At 71.7% G+C, this 18,034-nt stretch carries 17 protein-coding genes; 12 read left to right on the forward strand and 5 right to left on the reverse strand.

Translation table 11 applies throughout. From position 1 onward, the window contains the following. Window positions 1-193: 193 nt before the first annotated feature. Window positions 194-913 (forward strand): VTT domain-containing protein, encoded by a 720-nt coding sequence (locus tag AB0H93_RS39030; RefSeq protein ID WP_358580697.1) that lies wholly within the window; start codon window positions 194-196, stop codon window positions 911-913. 297 nt (window positions 914-1,210) lie between these two features. After that, window positions 1,211-1,516, forward strand: a complete 306-nt coding sequence (locus AB0H93_RS39035; protein ID WP_358580699.1) for a chorismate mutase — start codon at window positions 1,211-1,213, stop codon at window positions 1,514-1,516. A gap of 82 nt (window positions 1,517-1,598) precedes the next feature. Here AB0H93_RS39035 and AB0H93_RS39040 read toward each other — a convergent pair whose 3' ends face one another. Continuing rightward, window positions 1,599-2,399 carry a 3-hydroxybutyrate dehydrogenase gene (locus AB0H93_RS39040; protein WP_358580702.1) on the reverse strand — a complete coding sequence of 267 codons (801 nt, stop codon included), beginning with the start codon at window positions 2,397-2,399 and terminating at the stop codon, window positions 1,599-1,601. A gap of 231 nt (window positions 2,400-2,630) precedes the next feature. On the opposite strand from AB0H93_RS39040, the gene AB0H93_RS39045 reads away from it, so the two are divergent. From AB0H93_RS39045 to AB0H93_RS39070, 6 genes are all read left to right on the forward strand, one after another. Continuing rightward, window positions 2,631-2,948 (forward strand): hypothetical protein, encoded by a 318-nt coding sequence (locus tag AB0H93_RS39045; RefSeq protein ID WP_132486407.1) that lies wholly within the window; start codon window positions 2,631-2,633, stop codon window positions 2,946-2,948. 149 nt (window positions 2,949-3,097) lie between these two features. After that, the gene (locus AB0H93_RS39050) at window positions 3,098-3,823 is read left to right on the forward strand and encodes a PIG-L deacetylase family protein (RefSeq protein WP_358580704.1); all 726 of its coding nucleotides are present in this window, start codon (window positions 3,098-3,100) and stop codon (window positions 3,821-3,823) included. A gap of 34 nt (window positions 3,824-3,857) precedes the next feature. Beyond that, complete coding sequence (locus tag AB0H93_RS39055; RefSeq protein ID WP_358580707.1) at window positions 3,858-4,802, forward strand: hypothetical protein; 945 nt, start codon at window positions 3,858-3,860, stop codon at window positions 4,800-4,802. Window positions 4,803-4,937: 135 nt separating this feature from the next. Next, on the forward strand, window positions 4,938-5,684 hold the full coding sequence (locus tag AB0H93_RS39060; protein WP_358580709.1) for a hypothetical protein: 747 nt from the start codon (window positions 4,938-4,940) through the stop codon (window positions 5,682-5,684). 467 nt (window positions 5,685-6,151) lie between these two features. Then, entirely contained in the window at window positions 6,152-7,561 is a 1,410-nt protein-coding gene (locus tag AB0H93_RS39065; RefSeq protein WP_358580712.1) for a serine/threonine-protein kinase, read from the forward strand. A gap of 204 nt (window positions 7,562-7,765) precedes the next feature. Beyond that, window positions 7,766-9,283: a protein kinase gene (locus tag AB0H93_RS39070; RefSeq protein ID WP_358580714.1), complete on the forward strand. Its 1,518-nt coding sequence runs from the start codon at window positions 7,766-7,768 to the stop codon at window positions 9,281-9,283. Window positions 9,284-9,324: 41 nt separating this feature from the next. On the opposite strand, the gene AB0H93_RS39075 is transcribed toward AB0H93_RS39070, so the two are convergent. Further along, window positions 9,325-10,218: a LysR family transcriptional regulator gene (locus AB0H93_RS39075; RefSeq protein ID WP_358580716.1), complete on the reverse strand. Its 894-nt coding sequence runs from the start codon at window positions 10,216-10,218 to the stop codon at window positions 9,325-9,327. A gap of 173 nt (window positions 10,219-10,391) precedes the next feature. On the opposite strand from AB0H93_RS39075, the gene AB0H93_RS39080 reads away from it, so the two are divergent. Continuing rightward, window positions 10,392-11,450 carry a DMT family transporter gene (locus tag AB0H93_RS39080; protein WP_358580719.1) on the forward strand — a complete coding sequence of 353 codons (1,059 nt, stop codon included), beginning with the start codon at window positions 10,392-10,394 and terminating at the stop codon, window positions 11,448-11,450. A 43-nt stretch (window positions 11,451-11,493) separates the two neighbouring features. On the opposite strand, the gene AB0H93_RS39085 is transcribed toward AB0H93_RS39080, so the two are convergent. Further along, the gene (locus tag AB0H93_RS39085) at window positions 11,494-12,912 is read right to left on the reverse strand and encodes an MFS transporter (protein WP_358580721.1); all 1,419 of its coding nucleotides are present in this window, start codon (window positions 12,910-12,912) and stop codon (window positions 11,494-11,496) included. A gap of 277 nt (window positions 12,913-13,189) precedes the next feature. Between AB0H93_RS39085 and AB0H93_RS39090 the strand changes: the two genes are divergently transcribed. Further along, window positions 13,190-14,218, forward strand: a complete 1,029-nt coding sequence (locus AB0H93_RS39090; protein WP_358580723.1) for an Lrp/AsnC family transcriptional regulator — start codon at window positions 13,190-13,192, stop codon at window positions 14,216-14,218. On the opposite strand, the gene AB0H93_RS39095 is transcribed toward AB0H93_RS39090, so the two are convergent. Next, a complete protein-coding gene (locus tag AB0H93_RS39095; RefSeq protein WP_358306789.1) occupies window positions 14,198-14,893 on the reverse strand; it encodes a response regulator transcription factor in 696 nt (231 codons plus the stop codon). The genes AB0H93_RS39090 and AB0H93_RS39095 overlap by 21 nt on opposite strands. A 37-nt stretch (window positions 14,894-14,930) precedes the next feature. Beyond that, the gene (locus AB0H93_RS39100; protein ID WP_358580731.1) at window positions 14,931-16,184 is read right to left on the reverse strand and encodes a PspC domain-containing protein; all 1,254 of its coding nucleotides are present in this window, start codon (window positions 16,182-16,184) and stop codon (window positions 14,931-14,933) included. Window positions 16,185-16,366: 182 nt separating this feature from the next. Here AB0H93_RS39100 and AB0H93_RS39105 point away from each other — a divergent pair, with 182 nt between their 5' ends. Both AB0H93_RS39105 and AB0H93_RS39110 read left to right on the forward strand, forming a co-directional pair. Continuing rightward, window positions 16,367-17,599: a PspC domain-containing protein gene (locus tag AB0H93_RS39105; RefSeq protein WP_358580725.1), complete on the forward strand. Its 1,233-nt coding sequence runs from the start codon at window positions 16,367-16,369 to the stop codon at window positions 17,597-17,599. Then, the gene (locus AB0H93_RS39110) at window positions 17,592-17,795 is read left to right on the forward strand and encodes a hypothetical protein (RefSeq protein ID WP_358580727.1); all 204 of its coding nucleotides are present in this window, start codon (window positions 17,592-17,594) and stop codon (window positions 17,793-17,795) included. Before AB0H93_RS39105 ends, AB0H93_RS39110 begins: the two co-directional genes overlap by 8 nt. Window positions 17,796-18,034: the final 239 nt, after the last annotated feature.

Consider the following 18,034-nt stretch of genomic DNA (forward strand, 5'->3'; position numbering starts at 1 on the left):
TCGGACACCGACACCCGAGGCCCGGGGCCCGAATCCGGCCCACCGACGGCGTGCCCGGCACAGCTCCGGCCCAATCCCCGGCCGCGAAACTCAGGGACCGCCCCGGGACTTACCCCGATCCCCCGCGCAACGCCGGCCTGGAAGGTGAGTTCCGACCGCCGAAACCGCCACGGAAACGGAACGGGCCCGCCCCATGGAGCTGATCAGCCAGATCGATGCCGCGATCCGGGAGTTCATCGCATGGGCGGCGACGCTGAACCCGTGGCTGTGCGTGCTGCTGGCGCTGGTCCTGCTGTCATTGGAAACCTCCCTCTTCATCGGTTTGCTGATCCCCGGCGAGGCGACGCTGCTGCTCACCATCGCCGTCCTCGGCGCCCGGTGGGCGCCGGCGCTGTTCGGCGCGGCCGTGCTGGGCAACGTCATCGGGCAGAGCGGGGGCTACTGGCTGGGCCGCCTGATCGGCCCCGGGCTCCGCAACACGTGGGTCGGGCGCAAGATCGGCGCGCGCCGCTGGCAGGCCGCCGAGGCGGTCGTGCACGACACCGGCGGGCGCGCGCTGATCACGACGCGATTCGTCGCCGTGGTGCACGCCGTGGTCCCGGCGGTGGTCGGCACGCTGCGGCTGCCGTACCGCCGTTTTCTGGTGCTCTCGGCGGCCGCCGGCGCGCTGTGGTCGGCGGTGCAGACCATCGTCGCGGTGGCGCTCGGCGAGGCCGCCCGGGCGGTCGGCTACGGCTGGACGGTGCTCGCGCTGACCTGCGCCGGCGGCCTTGCGGCGGGCATCTTCGTGATCCGCAGCGCGCGTCGGCAGTCCACGCGGAGGGCGGCGGAACGGGCCGGCGCGGACGCCGCCGGGAGTCATGGCCGGAGTGCTGGTCGGGACGCTGGCCTGCAGCGGATTCGGTCGTCATGACTCCAAGATCCGCGCTGCTCCCGGCACATTTCCACCGAATAACTCGAACTGGTGATCGATAACCGCCATGGTCCACCCGTTGGGATGATGGGCCCACCTCATGGCCAGGCCGATACCGGCTGTGGCAGACTGGTCGCGTGCGAACGCAGACCTACGAGTTTTTCTACGGGCCCGGGACTCCGGCGCCCGTAGCTGCGTGAGCTCAAAAACCACTACGACGCCCCGGGGTCCTCGGACTCGGGGCGTTCGCGCGTTCCGGGGGCCGGGGACGGGGCCGAATCCGGAGGAAAACGCCCGATGAACGCCACTGTGGACGGTGACCAGCCGAAGTCCGAGCCCGCCTCGGCCACGCAGGCCGCCGCGGAGGCCATCAGCAACTTCCGCGACGAGATCGACTACCTGGACGCCGAGATCCTGCGCCTGGTCAAGCGCCGCGCCGAGGTCTCCCGACAGGTCGGCCAGGCCCGCATGGCGGCCGGCGGACCGCGCATCGTCTACAACCGCGAGATGGACGTGCTCGCCCGCTACCGGGAACTCGGCCCGGAGGGCCGCGAGCTCGCGATGATCCTGCTGCGCCTGGGTCGCGGCCGCCTCGGTCACTGACGCGACCGTTCCCAGTCCCGTTTCCGACGGCGAACGTGCTGGTGGGCAGCCCAGGGCCGCCCACCAGCACGACGGGAAGAGCTCAGTGCGAGGTCCAGCCGCCGTCGATCGGGAACGACGCCCCGGTGATCGACGTGGTGCCCGGGCCGCACAACCACACCGCCAGCTCGGCGACCTCCGCCGGCTCCACCAGGCGTTTGATCGGCGTGCGGGCCAGCAGCACGTCTTCGAGGACCTGGTCCTCCGGCACCCGCAGGAGTTCCGCCTGGTCGGCGATCTGGCGCTCCACCAGCGGAGTCCGCGCGAAGCCCGGGCAGACGCAGTTGGAGGTCACCCCGTGCGGGGCACCTTCCAGCGCGGTCGCCTTGGACAGCCCTTCGATCGCGTGCTTCGCGGTCACGTAGGCGCTCTTGAACGGCGACGCGCGCAGCCCGTGCACGGACGAGATGTTGACGATCCGCCCCCAGCCGCGGTCGTACATGCCCGGCAGCGCGGCGCGCACGATCCGGAACGGCGCCTCCACCATCACCCGCAGCATCGTGCTGAAGGTGTCGGTGGGGAACCGGTGGATCGGCGCGACGTGCTGGAAGCCGGCGTTGTTGACGACGATGTCCACCCGGTCGCCGAGCGCCGCGGCGGCGTCGAGATCGGCCAGGTCGACGATCCTGGCCTCGGCGTCGATCTCTGCCGCGATGTCCTCGACCTTGGCCGCCCGGTCCACGGCGATGACCTCTGCGCCGGCCGCCGCCAGCCGGCGGGCCACCGCCGCGCCGATCCCGCTCGCCGCACCCGTGACGAGTGCTCGCTTGTCCCCCAGATCCAGGCCGTTGGTGCTGGATCGCGCAGAGCTCGCACCAACCGACCCGGCCAACCGATCGCTCATAGCCTGAGAACCTAAGGCGTGAGTCCGGTCTCAATCCAGGGCCAAATCACAACCTTTTCCACCGGCCGCCGCGGCAGTGCGGCTGACCGGGCGTTTTTCGCAGTAGTGCATTCGGCGGATCTTCCAGCGGCACCCCGGAGCCCCCGGGATTCCACCCACCCGCGACCCGCGCGCGGCATATCCGGGATATCACCCATACCGGGCACGGCGGAAACAAGGCAGACTGTGGTCATGGGTGTTCTTGCTCTTGTGGCCTTTCTCGTGACGCTGGCCGGGGTGCTCGTCGCCGCCGGACACGCGGGCTACCTCGCGATGCTGACGTCGGCCGCGAAGAAGCGCGCCGGCGGCCAGCCCGCCGTGGACTTCGCCCGGAAGCGGTTCCCGATCGCCGGTGTCGGACTGGGCGTGACGCTGCTGGCGCTGCTGATCAGCTCCGGCGACTCGGCCGGGGCGGACATCTTCGCGATGATCCTCGGCGGCGGTGGCGGCGTCGCCTCGCTCAAGGCTCTGCAGTCGACGCAGAGCAAGTTCCGCAACGGGCAGTTCTGATCGGGCGCTCAGCACGCTGAGCAGTCATATGCCAGATCAACATTGGGCCTTTCGGTGTACTCATTCGCACCGAAAGGCCTCTTTTGTTACCTCGCGTGATTGAGCGACCCCACACCGGAGTCATTGCGCCCGCCCCTTAGGCTGTGACCATGACCACGTCGCCGGAAACGTCCTCGACACTCCGCGCCCTGGTGGTCACCGCACACCCCGACGACGTGGACTTCGGGTCGGCGGGCACCGTCGCGTCCTGGGTCGCCGACGGCGTGCAGGTCACCTACTGCGTGTGCACCGCGGGTGACGCCGGCGGCTTCGACGACACCCCGCGCGAGGACATGCCGCGCATCCGGCAGGACGAGCAGCGGGCCGCCGCGGCCGCCGTCGGCGTCTCCGACGTGCGCTTCCTCGGCTATCGGGACGGGCAGGTCGTCGCGGACCTGCAGCTGCGCCGGGACATCACCAAGGTGATCCGCGAGGTCCGCCCGCACCGGGTCATCAGCCACTCCCCGGAGATCAACTGGGCGCACCTCCCGACGTCGCACCCGGACCACCGGGCCGTCGGCGAGGCGACCCTGGCCGCGATCTACCCGGACGCGCGCAACGGTTTCGCCCACCCCGAGCTGCTGCGGGAAGGGCTGGAGCCGTGGACGGTGCGCGAGCTGTGGATGTCGGAGTCACCCGAAGAGCGGATCAACCACGCGGTCGACATCACCGATCACTTCGACGCGAAGCTCGCGGCACTGGCCGCGCACCGGTCGCAGACCGCGCACCTCGACGACCTCCAGGGCATGATCCGGCGACACCTGGCACGAACGGCCGAGCGGCACGGCATGGCCGGCCGGCTCGCCGAGGCATTCCACGTTGTCGACACGTCGTGAACTCCCCGCGAGTCGCAGAAAGTCGAGATCTCCGATGCACAGCGGCAGAACCCTCGGCTGGAGCGGCCAGCTCGACTGGCCGCCGACGCCGGAACCGCCCGCGCACGGCCGGCACCGGGTCGGGGCCCCGGTGTCGTGGACACCGGCGGTCCGCCCGCGCCGGCCGGCGCACGCGCTCGGCGCGCGGCTGACGACCGACCCGCTGGTCGACACCATGCCGGTGGGCGGGCTGCACAAGTTCGACCTGGGCATGGTCCCGGCGTCGGTCACCCCGCCGCGGACCTGGCGGCAGGCGGCCTGGTTCGCGATCGCCTCGTCGGCCGCCGCGCTGGGCGGGCTGGTGTTCGCCACCACGCTGCTGGCCGACGGGTCGACGACCATCGAGGGCTTGGAGCTGCCGAGCATGCCCCGCGGGGAGTACCCGGCGGTGCCGCCGACGGATCCGTACTACCTGACCGGCGACCCGACCCGGCCCGAGGCGGTGCGGGCGACGGGTTCGGTGCAGCCGTTACCTCCCCTGCAGCCATCGCCGCCGATGGCCACGCCGGGGGGCATCCCGTTCCACCCGAACCCGATCGGCAGCTCCGCCCCAGGCGCTCCCGGCCTGCCGACCTCCAGCACCACCCCGACGACGCCCAGCCCGACGCGGACGTCGGAGCGGCCGAAGCTGCTGTTCGCCGACACCGGGCCGGTCAAGCGGCGCGGCGAGGAGTACTACGCCGCGATCGGCCGCGGCGACCTGCGAAGCGCATACGCGTTGACCACCGGGTCGCTGCACGCCGAGGGCTACGAGGCGTTCGCCGCGAGGTATTCGGGCGCCAAGTCGGTCGAGGTCGTCGAGAGCTACGCGACCCCGACCAGCACGCTGCACACCGTCCGGCTGACGATGGCGGACGGCACGGTGCAGACGCAGCGCCGGGAGCTGCGGTACACGATGGAGGACGAGCCGCTGATCACCTCCGACGAGCGGATCGCCTGATCACTGCTCGTGATCCGCTGCTCCGTTCGAGTCCTCGCGCACGCCCCTTCCGGTGAACTCGGCGGTAAGCCTTTCGCGATCCGGACGTCGGCGCGGTACGAGTTCTACGGCGAACTCATGAGGGCAGGCGAGCGAGTGCAGCAACATCCTTCGACCAGCAGGCGGCGCGGCGGTGCGGGCGCGGTCACCGTGGCCGAGTTGATCAAGCGCGAGCCGCTGTCACCGGAGCACGAGCGGATCGCCGACGAGCTGCTCAAGGCGCCCGACCCCGCTGCCGACGCACCCCCGCTGCGCAGCCGGATCGCCTTCGGCGTGCTGGGCACCCTGCTGCTGCTCGCGGCCGCCGCGATCGGCGCGAGGCTCGTCGCGCAGCCTGCCGCCGCGCCGCGTCCGGTCTCCTCCGCCGCCCCGATCACCGGTGTGCTGGCGCTGCGCCCGGATCTGGTCCGGGCGGCCGACTGGCCGTTCGACGCCAACGGCGGTTTCGCCGCGGCGGCCGGTTTCGGCGGGGCCGACGATGCGCCGGAAGCCGCGGAGCAGGGCACCGCGAACCCCGCGGCCGGCAGCCACGAATCGGCGCTCAACCTGGTCGACGAGTTCTACCGCCGCCTGGACCACGACCCGGGCTCGGCCGTTTCGCTGGCGGCGCCGGAGCTGCTCGCCGGGCAGCAGGCGGCGCTGGTCGGCGCCTGGCAGGCGGTCGAATCGACGCAGCTGCAGGTTCGGACCTCCTCGGCCGGGGTGGTGCTGGCCGAAGTCAAGGCCCGCTACCCGGACGGGCACCGGGTGGTGCTGCGCCAGCTGCTCACCGTCGAATCCGACGCCTCCCCGCGGATCGTCGGGGCCGAACTGCTCGGTGCCCGGCACATCGCGCCCCGATGAACCGTGACCGGCCGCGCACAACAATGCGGCAACGACCCGAGTCCCCCTGAAACGCCCGCCGCCGTACCGGGATGAACCGGACGCACCGATATCGTTGCCCGGCGCAACCGGCGTGCCGCCCGCTCGGGACGTCGCCCGCGGCCCCACAAGACCGACATCACCAGCGGAAACGACTGTGAGGAGAATCCGGTTAGGCCGACCGCGCGGGAGTGCCGGCGTACCGTCGGATCCGGTTGCACGGATCTTTCGACTTCGGGCCTACTCCGACCTGGCGTCGGCTAGGCTCCCGTATCGCGGTTGGGTTCGAGACGTTCGGCGAGCCCGGACCGCGAGGAGAACGTGTACATGTCGGAGGGCCGGAGCCGGTCCGCCAAATCCGCCGATGTTCGGTGGGGCCGTACCCGGGACCATTATCCCCGGGATTCGCGGTGCCTGCTGGGCATCGATAGCAGTACGGGGAGACGTCGGTGAGCGACGAAGGTCGCCTGGTCGCCGGACGCTACCGAGTGCAGCGACGCATCGGCAGTGGCGCGATGGGCGTGGTGTGGGAGTGTGTCGACGAACGCCTGCACCGCACGGTCGCGGTCAAGCAGTTGTTGCTGCAGCCCGGATTGGATCCGGGTGAGGCCGAGGAAGCGCGGCAGCGGGCAATGCGGGAAGGCCGGATCGCGGCCCGACTCCAGCACCCGAACGCGATCTCGGTCTACGACGTGGCCGAGGACGAGGGTCAGCCGGTCCTGGTCATGGAGTACCTGCCCTCCGTCAGCCTGGCCGGGATGATGTCCGATCACGGGCCGCTCCCGCCGCGCGAGGTGGCGCGGATCGGCGCGCAGGTCGCCTCGGCGCTGGGTGCGGCGCACGCCGCCGGTGTCGTGCACCGCGACATCAAGCCCGGCAACATCCTGCTCGGCGACAACGGTCAGGTGAAGATCACCGACTTCGGCATCTCGCGGGCCCAGGGCGACGTGCAGGTCACCAAGACCGGGATGCTCGCGGGCACGCCCGCCTACCTCTCGCCCGACGTGGCGATGGGCCAGGAGCCGACGCCCGCGTCCGACGTGTTCTCGCTCGGCGCCACGCTGTACGCGGCGATCGAGGGCCACCCGCCGTTCGGGCTCAACGAGAACACCCTCGCGCTGCTGCACGCGGTGGCGGCCGGGAAGATCGAACCGCCCCGGCAGGCCGGCCCGATGGCGCAGCCGCTGATGGCGATGATGGCCGCCCGCGTCGAGGACCGGCCGGACATGCCGCAGGTCCGGGACATGCTGCAGTCGGTCGCCGACGGCGGCTCGGTGACGTCGATCCCGACCATGGCGGCGCCGATCCCGCCCGCGCTGGCTCCGGAGTCCAGCCAGCCCGAAATGGCCCCGACCAGCGTCGTCGGCTCGCAGGGCACCACCGTCGCGTACTACGAGGAAGAGCCCTACTCGGAGCAGTCGTACGAGGACGCCACCTCGTACATGGGTTCCGACACCCGCGGCGATGCGGCGATCTACGAGAAGCCGCGCAAGAGCAAGCGGCCCGTGGTGATCTCGGGCATCGCGCTGGTGGCCGTCGCGGTGATCGCGGTCCTGGTGACCTCGGCGCTGATGAACAGCCAGAAGCCGCCGGAGCCCACCGGGAACCCGACGACCTCGGAGATGAACCCTCTCCCGCCGCCGCCGGTGGCGGAGACCACCTCCGAGCAGGAGCCGACCAACACGCGGACCAACTCGCCGTCGACGAGGACCAACGCGCCGACGACGACGTCGAGGCCGACGACGCAGACGCAGGAACCGACCCAGACGTCGAAGCCGAGGCCGACGACGAGGACGACTCCGCCCTCGGACACGCAGGACGAGCCGACGACCGAGCCGACCGGCGGCGCCGAGGAATAACGAGATCCGGTCTCGAACCCGCGCTGGCCGGGGCGTTCACCGCGAGGTGAGCACCCCGGCCACGTGCGTGTCCGGGCTCGGGCGGGCCCAGGGTGCGGCCGCGTGCGGGACGCCCAGTAACGTTGAACACCGTCGAGTGAAAGCTGGCCACGGGGGTCCGGTCAGTACTGTCCAAGCAGGCTCAGCCAGTACCAGGAGACACCGGTGAGCGCCGAAGGTCGTTTGATCGCGGGCCGGTACCGCTTGCAGCAGCAGATCGGCAGCGGCGCCATGGGCGTGGTGTGGCAGGCCGTTGACGAACGCCTGCACCGCACGGTCGCGGTGAAGCAGCTGCTGCTTCAGGCCGGCTACACCCCCGAGGAAACCGAGGAAGCCCGTCAGCGGGCGATGCGCGAAGGCCGCATCGCCGCCCGATTGCAGCACCAGAACGCGATCGTCGTGTTCGACGTCGCAGAGGACGAGGGCCAACCGGTCCTGGTCATGGAGTACCTCCCGTCGCGAAGCCTCGCGTCGGTCATCGACGAGCAGGGCGTGCTGCCGCCGCTGCAGGTGGCCAGGATCGGCGTGCAGGTGGCCGGGGCGCTGGCCGCCGCGCACATGGCTGGCATCGTGCACCGCGACCTCAAGCCGGGCAACATCCTGCTCGGCGACAACGACATCGCGAAGATCACCGACTTCGGCATCTCGCGTGCCATCGGCGACGTCGCGGTCACCAAGAGCGGCATCCTCGCCGGCACCCCGGCCTACCTGGCGCCGGAGGTGGCGCTCGGCCGCGACCCGGCGCCGGCGTCCGACGTGTTCTCGCTGGGCTCGACGCTGTACGCGGCGATCGAGGGCGGGCCGCCGTTCGGCGTGGACGAGAACGCGATCAGCCTGCTGCACCGGGTGGCGCGCGGGCAGATCGAGCCGCCGCAGCAGGCCGGTCCGATGACCCCGGCGCTGATGCAGCTGCTGCGCCCGGACCCGGTCGACCGGCCGACCATGGCGCAGGCCCGCGAGCTGCTGCAGGCAGTGCTCGACGGGCGGCCGATCCCCAACGCTTCGCCGAACGTGGGCTGGCAGCGGCCGACCGCCGCAGCGCCGCGCACGCCTCCGGCGGGCAACCGGATGGGCCCGCCGCCGAGCGCCAACCCGCCCACGCGCGTCGGCGCCGCGGTGCACGCGGCGGAGCCGACGCGGCGCAACTACCGCCAGGTGGCGCTGTGGGTGGTGGCGATCATCGTCGCGGTGCTCGTCGGGGTGCTCGCCGCGAACGCCTTCGGCGACGGGGCTCCGCCGGAGCAGCCCGGCCCGGCCACCTCGGCGCAGTCCGCCCCGCAGACCCAGCCGACCAGCACCACGCCGACCACGTCGGCCGCGCGGACGACGTCCGCAAAGCCGACCACGACCAGCCCGACGACGTCGAACTCCGCGGAGCAGCCGTCCAAGGAGGAGGTCGTGAACGTGGTGCGCGACTACTACTCGCTGGTGCCGAAGAAGCTGGACCAGGCGTGGGAGCTGCTGGGCCCGAGCCTGCAGTCGCAGGGCAAGGACGGCTACGAGCGGTTCTGGAAGACCATCGACGACGTGAAGATCATCGGCGAGCCGGTGATGTCCGGGTCCAACGTGATCGTCACGCTGCAGTTCACCAGGGGCCACAGCAAGATCACCGAGACGCACGCGCTCGGCATGGTGGCCACACCGGACGGCGACGTGCTGATCAACACCGACCGCCGCAGCTGACCCGAATCGGCGCCGCCCGGGAGTTCCGGGCGGCGCGCCGGTCAGCTGGCGACCTCGTGCAGCGTCGCCAGGAGTGAGCGGGTGGCCGGCAGGTCGGCCACCGTTTCGCGGACCGCCGCGTAGAGGCGGCGCGCCGGTTCCGGATTCCGCACCGCCCGCACCACCACGCCGGGGTGCACGATGTCGAGCCCGAGCCGCGGTACCAGCGCGACGCCCAGCCCGGCGGCCACGAAGCCCTGGGCGGAGTAGCTGCCGTCGGTCTCCAGCGCCACCTTCGGCGTGAAACCGGCGCTGTCGTAGGCGTCCCCGAGCAGCCTCGAACAGATGTCGTCGCTGGTCACGGCGCTGTTCACCCAGGATTCGCCGGCCAGCCGGACCAGGTCGATGCAGTCCTCGGCGGCCATCGGGTGCGACTTCGGCAGCACCACCCGGTACGGGTCGTCGGCGAGGTGCACGAACCGCACCCCGCGCCGCTCGGGCACGGAGCGGCCCACCACGATGATCGCCAGGTCGGCCTCGCCGCGGGCCACGTCGTCGACCAGCTCCACCTCCTGCATCCGCAGGTCCAGCTGCACGTCGGGGTGTTCGGCGCGGAACTTGGCGACCGCCGGCGGGATCAGCCCGACGCTGGCGGTGTGGAAGAACCGCACCCGCAGCAGGCCGGTGCGCCCGGCCCGGATGTCGGCCAGCTCCGCCTCGGTGCTGCTGAGCAGGTCGGCGATCCGCCCGGCGCGCTCGGCCAGCAGGGTGCCGGCCGGGGTCGGTTTCAGCCCGCGCCCGACCTTCTCCAGCAGCGGCGTGCCCGCCTCCTTCTCCAGCGTGGACAGCTGTTGGCTGATCGCGGACGGCGTGTACCCGAGGTTCGCCGCGGCCGCGCTCACCGAGCCGCTCGTGACCACGGCTCGCAGCACCTGCATCCGGCGTACGTCCAGCATGCCTCCACAGTACAGCAGATCTGAAACGTCGGTTGATTTTATTTCACTTGTGCTTACACCTCGGCGGGCGCAACGTAGTAGGCGGAGATCGGTTCGGCGGTCGCCGAAGGTTCGGAGACCTACCGTCTCCGCGGGCTGCCACTTCGACCACGCCCCGCGAGACCGGAGAAGACATGAACAACCCGACCAACTACGTGCGACTGGGCGTGCTTGCGCTGCTGTGGGGCTCCAGCTTCCTGCTGATCAAGCTCGCCCTGGGGGCGCTGTCCCCGACCCAGATCGCGCTGACCCGCATCGTGCTGGGCGCCGCGGTTCTCGTCGCGCTGTGCGCACTGCGCGGCCTGCGGCTGAGCAGCGATCGCAAGCTGTGGCGGCACATCGCCGTCGCCGCGCTGTTCGGCAGCGCGCTGCCGTGGGTGTTGTTCGGCCTCGGCGAGCAGACCGTCGACTCCGGCCTGACCGGCGTGCTGAACGCGACGACACCACTGTGGACGGTGTTGTTCGGGCTGTTCGCCGGGCGCGAGGCGATGCCACCGGCCCGGCTCGGCGGTCTGCTGCTGGGATTCTTCGGCGTGCTGCTGATCTTCGCGCCTTGGCAGGGCGGCAGCCTGCTCAGCTGGGGCGTGCTGGCCTGCCTCGGCGCGGCGGTCAGCTACGGGATCGGCTACGTCTACATCGGACGGAACCTGACCGGGGACCACGGCCTGCCACCGCTGACCCTGGCGGCCATGCAGATGATCGCCGCCACCGGTTACGCGCTGCTGGCGCTCCCGCTCGACGGCCTGCGGCCGGTGGGCTGGGATCCCCTCGCGCTGCTCGCGGTCGCGGGGCTGGGCATCTTCGGCACCGGCCTCGCCTTCGCGATCAACTACCGGATCATCGGCGAGGAGGGCGCGACCACGGCGTCCACCGTGGCCTACCTGATGCCGATCGTGTCCGTGCTGCTCGGCTGGTTGCTGCTCGGCGAAGAACTGGGCCTGCGGGTCCTGCTGGGCATGGCGATCGTGCTGCTCGGCGTGGCGCTGACCCGCCGCTCCACCACCCCGAAAACCGTTGTCGCATCCGAAAACGAGGAGGACGAGATGTCGAACCAGCTCCGCACCCGGCCCACCACCCGCACCGACGAGCTCCCGCCGATCGGGCGGCTGAGCGCCTGGGCGCGGTTCCGCCTCGCCCTGCTGCGCGGTTCCCAGCTCTACGCCGAACTGGCCAGCAACCACCCGATGAAGTGACCGACGCAGGGGAGTTCCCGATGGAACGGGAACTCCCCTGCGGTCAAGCCGGCTGGTCGTCGCGGGCCCGCGACGCCGGCTGGGCGTGCAGCGATTCCAGGCTGCGCCCGGCGGTGCGCAGGCCCGCCACGGCGAGGACGAGGGCCCCGAGCAGCAGGAGCCCGCACAGCACCGCGAAAACACCGCCGAATCCGATGTCCGCGTACAGGTATCCGATCGCCACCGGCGCCATGATGGCCCCGACCCGGGCGGTGGCGCTGGCCAGGCCCATGCCGGTCGCGCGGGTCGCGGTCGGGTAGATCTCGGACGTGTAGGCGTACAGCGGGCCGGCGACGCCGTTCATGAAGAACGACAGGGCGACGGTGAAGCAGAAGATCGCCACGTCGTCGGTGGCGGTGCCGAGCCCGGCCGCGCAGCCGATGCTGCAGCACAGGAAGACCACGATCGTCCACTTGCGGTCGAGGCGTTCGCTGATGGCGGCGGCCACGTAGTAGCCGGGCACCTGGGCGACCGCGCTGGCCAGGGCGAAGGCGAAGCTCTTGGAGATCGTGAATCCCTTGAGCACCAGGAGCGTCGGCAGCCAGGTGCCGTAGCCGTAGTGCGTCGCCTGGATGGCGAACCACAGGACGCACACCACGGCGGTGCGCCCGGCCAGACCGGGAGCCCACAGCGCGGCGAACTGCCGGATCGCGCTCCGCCTGGACGGGGCGGGCTTCGCTGCCGGTTCCACGACCTCCGGCACCGGCGGCAGTTCCTGCCGGGCGGCGATCTCCCGCTCGAAGCGTTCGACGATCTCGGTGGCCTCGGCGATGCGGCCCTGGCTGATCAGGAAGCGCGGCGACTCCACCAGCGTCCGGCGCCACCAGAGCAGCAGGAGCACCGGCGCCACGCAGATCACGCACGCGATGCGCCACCCCGGCTCCGGCGACGGGCTGATCACGGTCACCGCGGTGAGCCCGGCCAGGATGTAGCCGAATCCGAGGAAGACCATCGTGTTGCCGATGTTGCGGCCGCGGTTGCGGGCCGGGAGGAACTCCGAGATGTACGGCACGATCATGGTGGCCTCGGCGCCCACCCCGATCCCGCTGAGGATCCGCCACAGGATCAGCTCGCCCGGGCTGGTCGCGGTCGCCGCGACGAGGGTGAACGCGACGTAGACCAGCAGCGCGTACATCAGCACGCGGCGGCGGCCGATGCGGTCGGCGAGCAGCCCGGCGGCCAGCGCGCCGATCAGGTAGCCGATGAACACCGAGGCCAGCAGCCAGCCGGCCAGCCCCGACTCGACCTTCCACAGGGCGACGACGGTCGAGGCGGCGTAGCCGAGCAGCACGGCGTCGTAGGACTCGAAGAGGTAGCCGAGGCCGCCCTGCAGCATCAGCCGGCGGTGCGGCTTGCCGACCGGGAGCCGGTCCAGGCGCGCGAGGAGCTCGGTGCCCGTGGGCAGCGGTGCGGAGGCGGTCACCGGCGCCTCCCGGCGGAGGAGTGGGGGCGCGCGGATCGGTGGGCGCCGTTTTCGCGCGAGAACGGCGTCGCTCCCCTACCCGGGAGTCCCCTCTGCTTCGACCTGGGCGAGCCGGGTCGCGGTGCGGTGCGGCGGTGCCGCGTCCGCCCGGCATCTGCGCTGGTGGTCATCGCGACTCCTTCCATGCGGTTTGCGGCATGGTCGGCGAACGCGGCGCAGGCATTGTCGAAAGTTGGCGAATCCGTCATGATTCCCGGCTGTGGCGGGGAAATCGGTCATGCTCAGCGAGTCGGACCTGGCACTCGTGAACGCGCTCCAGGTCTGGCCGCGGGCCCCGTGGTCCGCCGTGGCCGCTTCGCTGGGCGTCCGGTCGGCTGATGCCGTGGCCCGCCGCTGGGAACGGCTGTCCGGCAGCGGCGACGCCTGGACGACCGCGTACTTCGCCGCGCCCGCCAACGGCGACTGCGTCGCGTTCGTGACCGTCCGGTGCCTGCCGGGCACCAAGGACGAGGTCGCGGCGGCGCTGGCCCACGACTCCTGCTGCATCTCGGTGGAGGTCACCGCCGGGGCGCAGGACCTGATGCTCACCGTGGCGGCGCAGAACCTCGAAGCGCTCAACCACTACCTGCTCCGGCGGGTCGAGCGGATTCCCGGCCTGACCGCGACGACGACGGCACTGGTCACCCGCTTCTACAGCGAGGGGGCGAACTGGCGGCTGCACGCGCTGGGTGCTTCGGCGCACGCGGCACTGGACCCGGGACTCGACCGCCAGCAGCCCGGCACCGCGTTCACGTTCAGCGCGCTCGACCGGAGGTTGGCGCGGCTGCTGTCGGAGAACGGCCGCGCCTCCTATGCGGAACTGGCCCGCGACGCCGGCACCAGCCAGGCGACGGCACGCCGCCGCACCACCGCGATGCTGCGGTCCCGCGTGCTCTCCCTGCGCTGCGAGGTGGCAGCGCCGCTGGTCGGCCTGCCCGTCACCGTGACCGTGCGCGGCCGCGTCGCCGCGGAGAACGTGGATCGCGTGGCGGCCGGATTCGCCGGCCTGGCACCGGTCCGGATGTGCGCCACGGTCACCGGCGAGCACAACCTCCTCGCCACGGTGTGGCTGCCCTCGATCAGCGCGATCCAGCAGTTCGAGCAGGTGGTGGCGCGGAACTTCCCGAGCTTCGTCGTGCACGACACGCTGGTGAACCTGCGGACCGTGAAGCGGATGGGCAGGCTGCTCGCGGAATCCGGGCGCGCCACCGGCGTCGTGCCGATGCGCGCCTGGTCCGCGACCGAGTCACACCAGGCGGCGGTCTGAGGCCCAGCGGGAGAGCTCGTAGCGGTTCGACAGCTGGGTTTTGCGCAGCACGCTGGACACGTGCGTCTCCACCGTCTTGACCGAGATGAACAGCTCGGAGGCGATCTCCTTGTACGCGTAGCCGCGCGCCAGCAGCCGCAGCACCTCGCGTTCGCGCGGCGTCAGCAGGTCCAGCTCCGGGTCGCCGACCGGCGCCGAGTTCGGGCCCTCCGAGAACGCGTCCAGCACGAAACCCGCCAGCCGCGGCGAGAAAACGGCGTCGCCGGCTCGCACCCGCTCGATCGCGTCCGCGAGCTCCCGCCCGGAGATGGTCTTGGTGACGTAGCCCCGCGCACCGCCGCGGATCACCGCTATCACGTCCTCCGCCGCGTCCGACACGGACAGCGCCAGGAACACCACGCTGGTGTTCTTGCTGCGCACCTGCCGGAGCACCTCGGCGCCGCCGCCGTCGGGCATGTGCACGTCGAGCAGCACCACCTCGGGCGCGTAGTGGCCGATCCCGGCGACCGCCTCGGCGACGGATCCGGCCTCCCCGACCACCTCGACCTGGTCGGCGGCCGCCGCCAGCTCGGCGCGCACCCCGGCGCGGAACAACGCGTGGTCGTCGACCAGGAACACCCGGACCGGCCGGGACTCGCTGACCTCGGGTGTCGCTTCACCGGTCACGATCAACATCCTCCATCGCTGGGTTCGTCCCGCAGCGTACGCGAGTTCACGCCGCTGCCCTGGGCATTTCCATCTGCACCTCGGTGCCCGAGCCGGGCGAGGTCCGCACCTTGACCCGGCCGCCGTGCCGCTGCATGCGGCCGTGGATCGAGTCGGCGAGGCCGTGCCGGTCGTCGGGCACGTGCTCCGGGTCGAACCCGGCGCCGCGGTCCCGCACGTACACCGACACCTGCTCGGGCTCCACCTCCGCGTAGACGCTGACCTCCCCCACGCCCGCGTGCTTGGCGGCGTTCACGATCGCCTCGCGGGCCGCGGCGAGCTGCGCGGTCAGGCGCTCGTCGAGGTCGCAGTCGCCGACCACGACCTGCTGGACCTTGACCGCGAAGACGTCCTCGACCTCGCCGCAGATCCGGGCCACCTCGGCGGCGAACCGCGCGGCAGGCCCGTCGTCGGTCGGCGCCGTGCCATCGGAGCCGTAGCCGTCCGGGCCGTAGAGCCAGTTCCGCAGCTCGCGTTCCTGGCCCCGCGCCAAGCGGCGCACCTCGCGCTCGGACTCGGCTTGCTTCTGGATCAGCGCAAGGGTCTGCAGCACGGAATCGTGCAGGTGCGCGGCTATCTCGGCGCGTTCCTGCGAACGGATCCGGCTCGCCCGCTCGACGTTGAGATCGCGGACCAGGCGCAGCCACCACGGCACGGTCAGCACCGCGACGCCGATCAGCGTGGCGACCATCGCGAGCAGCCCGGTGCGGACGTCCGAGGGGTCGGAAGTGCCGGCCAGGAAGACCACGATGCCCACGACCACCAGCGCCGCGCCGGCGAGGATGCGCACCAGCGCCGGCCGCCCGCCGCCGCCGACCATCCCGGACCGAGCGCCCTGCCGCCACCGGCGGCGCTGCGACTCGTCGGCCTCCCGCCAGACCACGGCGGCGCCGATCAGCACCACCAGCAGCGGGGCGACGACCCACGTCGGCATCGCCACCAGCGAGCCGACCGCCACCATCGCGCCGATGCCGAGCAGGATCATCCCGAAGCCCTGCTGGCGTTCCTTGGTCGAGACCGGCTGCTCCGCGCCGGTGCCCTGCGGGACGAACACCCAGAGCATCGCGTAAGCGATGATTCCCGCTCCACCGCACACGGCGAGCGCGGCGAAGGCACCGCGCACCCAGAGCACCGGCAGGTTCAGGTGCTCGGCGACACCACCGGCCACCCCGGCCACGAGCCGTCCGGTGCGCCGCCGGTGCAGCTGCGCGAACGGTGCGGGCTGCTGCCGGTGCTCCGCCGTCAGGCGCGCCGCCGGGATCGTCGGCGGTTCGGCCGCCGCTTCCGCCGCACTGGTCCGCTTCCGCTTGTACCGGGCTTTCACGACATCGATGGTCACACGCACGCGCGCACGCGGGCATCGGGGACGGTCCCTGACTTTCCGGGCTACCTCAGGGGCGACCCTGATGCCGCCGGCCGCGCCGGACTCGGATAGTGGTTGCCATGACCAGTACGAAGCGGTCCGGCATCGCCGGTTTCGAGGACACCTTGCGGGACTTCTGGGAGACCCGCCCGGTGCGGCCGCGCACCGGGGGCAAGCTGGGCGGCGTGTCCGCCGCGATCGGCGCGCGGTACGGCATCGACCCGATCCTGGTGCGCGTCGCCTTCGTCCTGGGCACGTTCTACGGCGGCGCCGGGCTGGTCCTCTACCTGCTGGGATGGCTGCTGTTCCCGAAGGAAGGCGATCCCGTTCCGGGCTCGACCGAACCGACCCGGGAGCCGACGTCCGCGACGCTGGCCGTGGTGATCGTGCTCCTGCTGATCCCGGGAGTGCTCTGGTTGGTGAGCACGCCGTCGATCCTCGGCCTGGCGATCGGCCTCGCCCTGCTCTACCTGCTGCATCACAACTACAGCGACCGCGGCGCCGCGTCGGCGGCACCCCGGCCGACGCCCGAAACCGGCCCGCAACCGGCGGCTCCGGTGGCTGCGAACACCTGGGTCTACCCCGGCACGACATCGACCGCGCCGCCACCGGACGACACGCCGCGGCAGACTCCGCCGGCCTGGGATCCGCTCGGCGCCGCGCCGTTCGCGTGGGACCTGCCCGAGCCGAGCGAGCCGGACGAGCCCGAGCAGAAGCAGCCGACGCGGCGCTGGATCAGCTTCGTGACCCTGGGGCTCGCGGCGTTCGCCGCCGCTCTCGCCACCGCGCTGGGCGCGCCGATGAGCACCGCGCTGGCCATCGCGCTCGCCGTGCTGGGCGTGGGCATGGTCGTCGGCGCGTTCCTGCGCGGCGGCCGCGGGCTGATCGGGGCCGCGATCCCGGTCGGCGGGCTGGCCATGCTGCTGGCGGCGCTGCCGCTCGGCGATCTCAGCGGCGAACTCGGCGACGACGAGATCCGGCCCACCGCGATCCAGAACGTCCAGCCGCTCTACAAGCGATCGGCCGGATCGGTCCAGCTGGACCTGCGGGACCTGAAGATCGCCGACGGCCAGGAGCTGCACACCGGCGCCAACGTCGGGCTCGGCGACATCCTCGTGCAGTTGCCGCCGGACGTGGACGTGACCGCGCGGTGTGCGGCGGAGCTGGGCGGCGTGCAGTGCCTGGGCGACTCGACGGACGGCCGGTCGGCGGAGCGCACGGTCGTGGACCAGGGCGAGGACGGACCCGGCGGTGGGCACATCGTGCTCGACCTGGTGGTGGGCACTGGAGACGTGGAGGTCGTCCGTGGCTGACGAAGAGATCACCCGCCGTACCGACCGCGGCGGACCGGACATGTTCACGCTGGTCGGCGGCCTGCTCGCGATCGTCATCGCCGGGGGTCTGCTGCTCGGCTTCGGCGGCGACGTGCAGTGGCTGCTCGCGGCGTCCGCGGTCGCGATCGGCATCGTCATGCTGATCGCCTCGTTCCGAACCCGCCGAGACACCTGAACCGGCGCTCCCGAGGTCCGCTGAACCGCAATTTCAATGGAAATCGAAGGTCCGATTTCCATTGAAATTGCGGAAGTTGTCCACAGGAGTCGGCGTGTCGGGGTGTGACACGCCGGTGGTCCGCAATTTCCATTGAAATTGCGACGTCCGCCCAGCCGTTGCCCAGGTCGCAGTTGACCCGGTCGCGCGCCGAGATCGACCCCTCCGGCAGCGACATGTCCAGGCTCTCCGCCCTGGCC

Origin of the sequence: Saccharopolyspora sp. NPDC050642, from assembly GCF_040654735.1 — a bacterium.
Lineage (GTDB): Bacteria > Actinomycetota > Actinomycetes > Mycobacteriales > Pseudonocardiaceae > Saccharopolyspora > Saccharopolyspora elongata.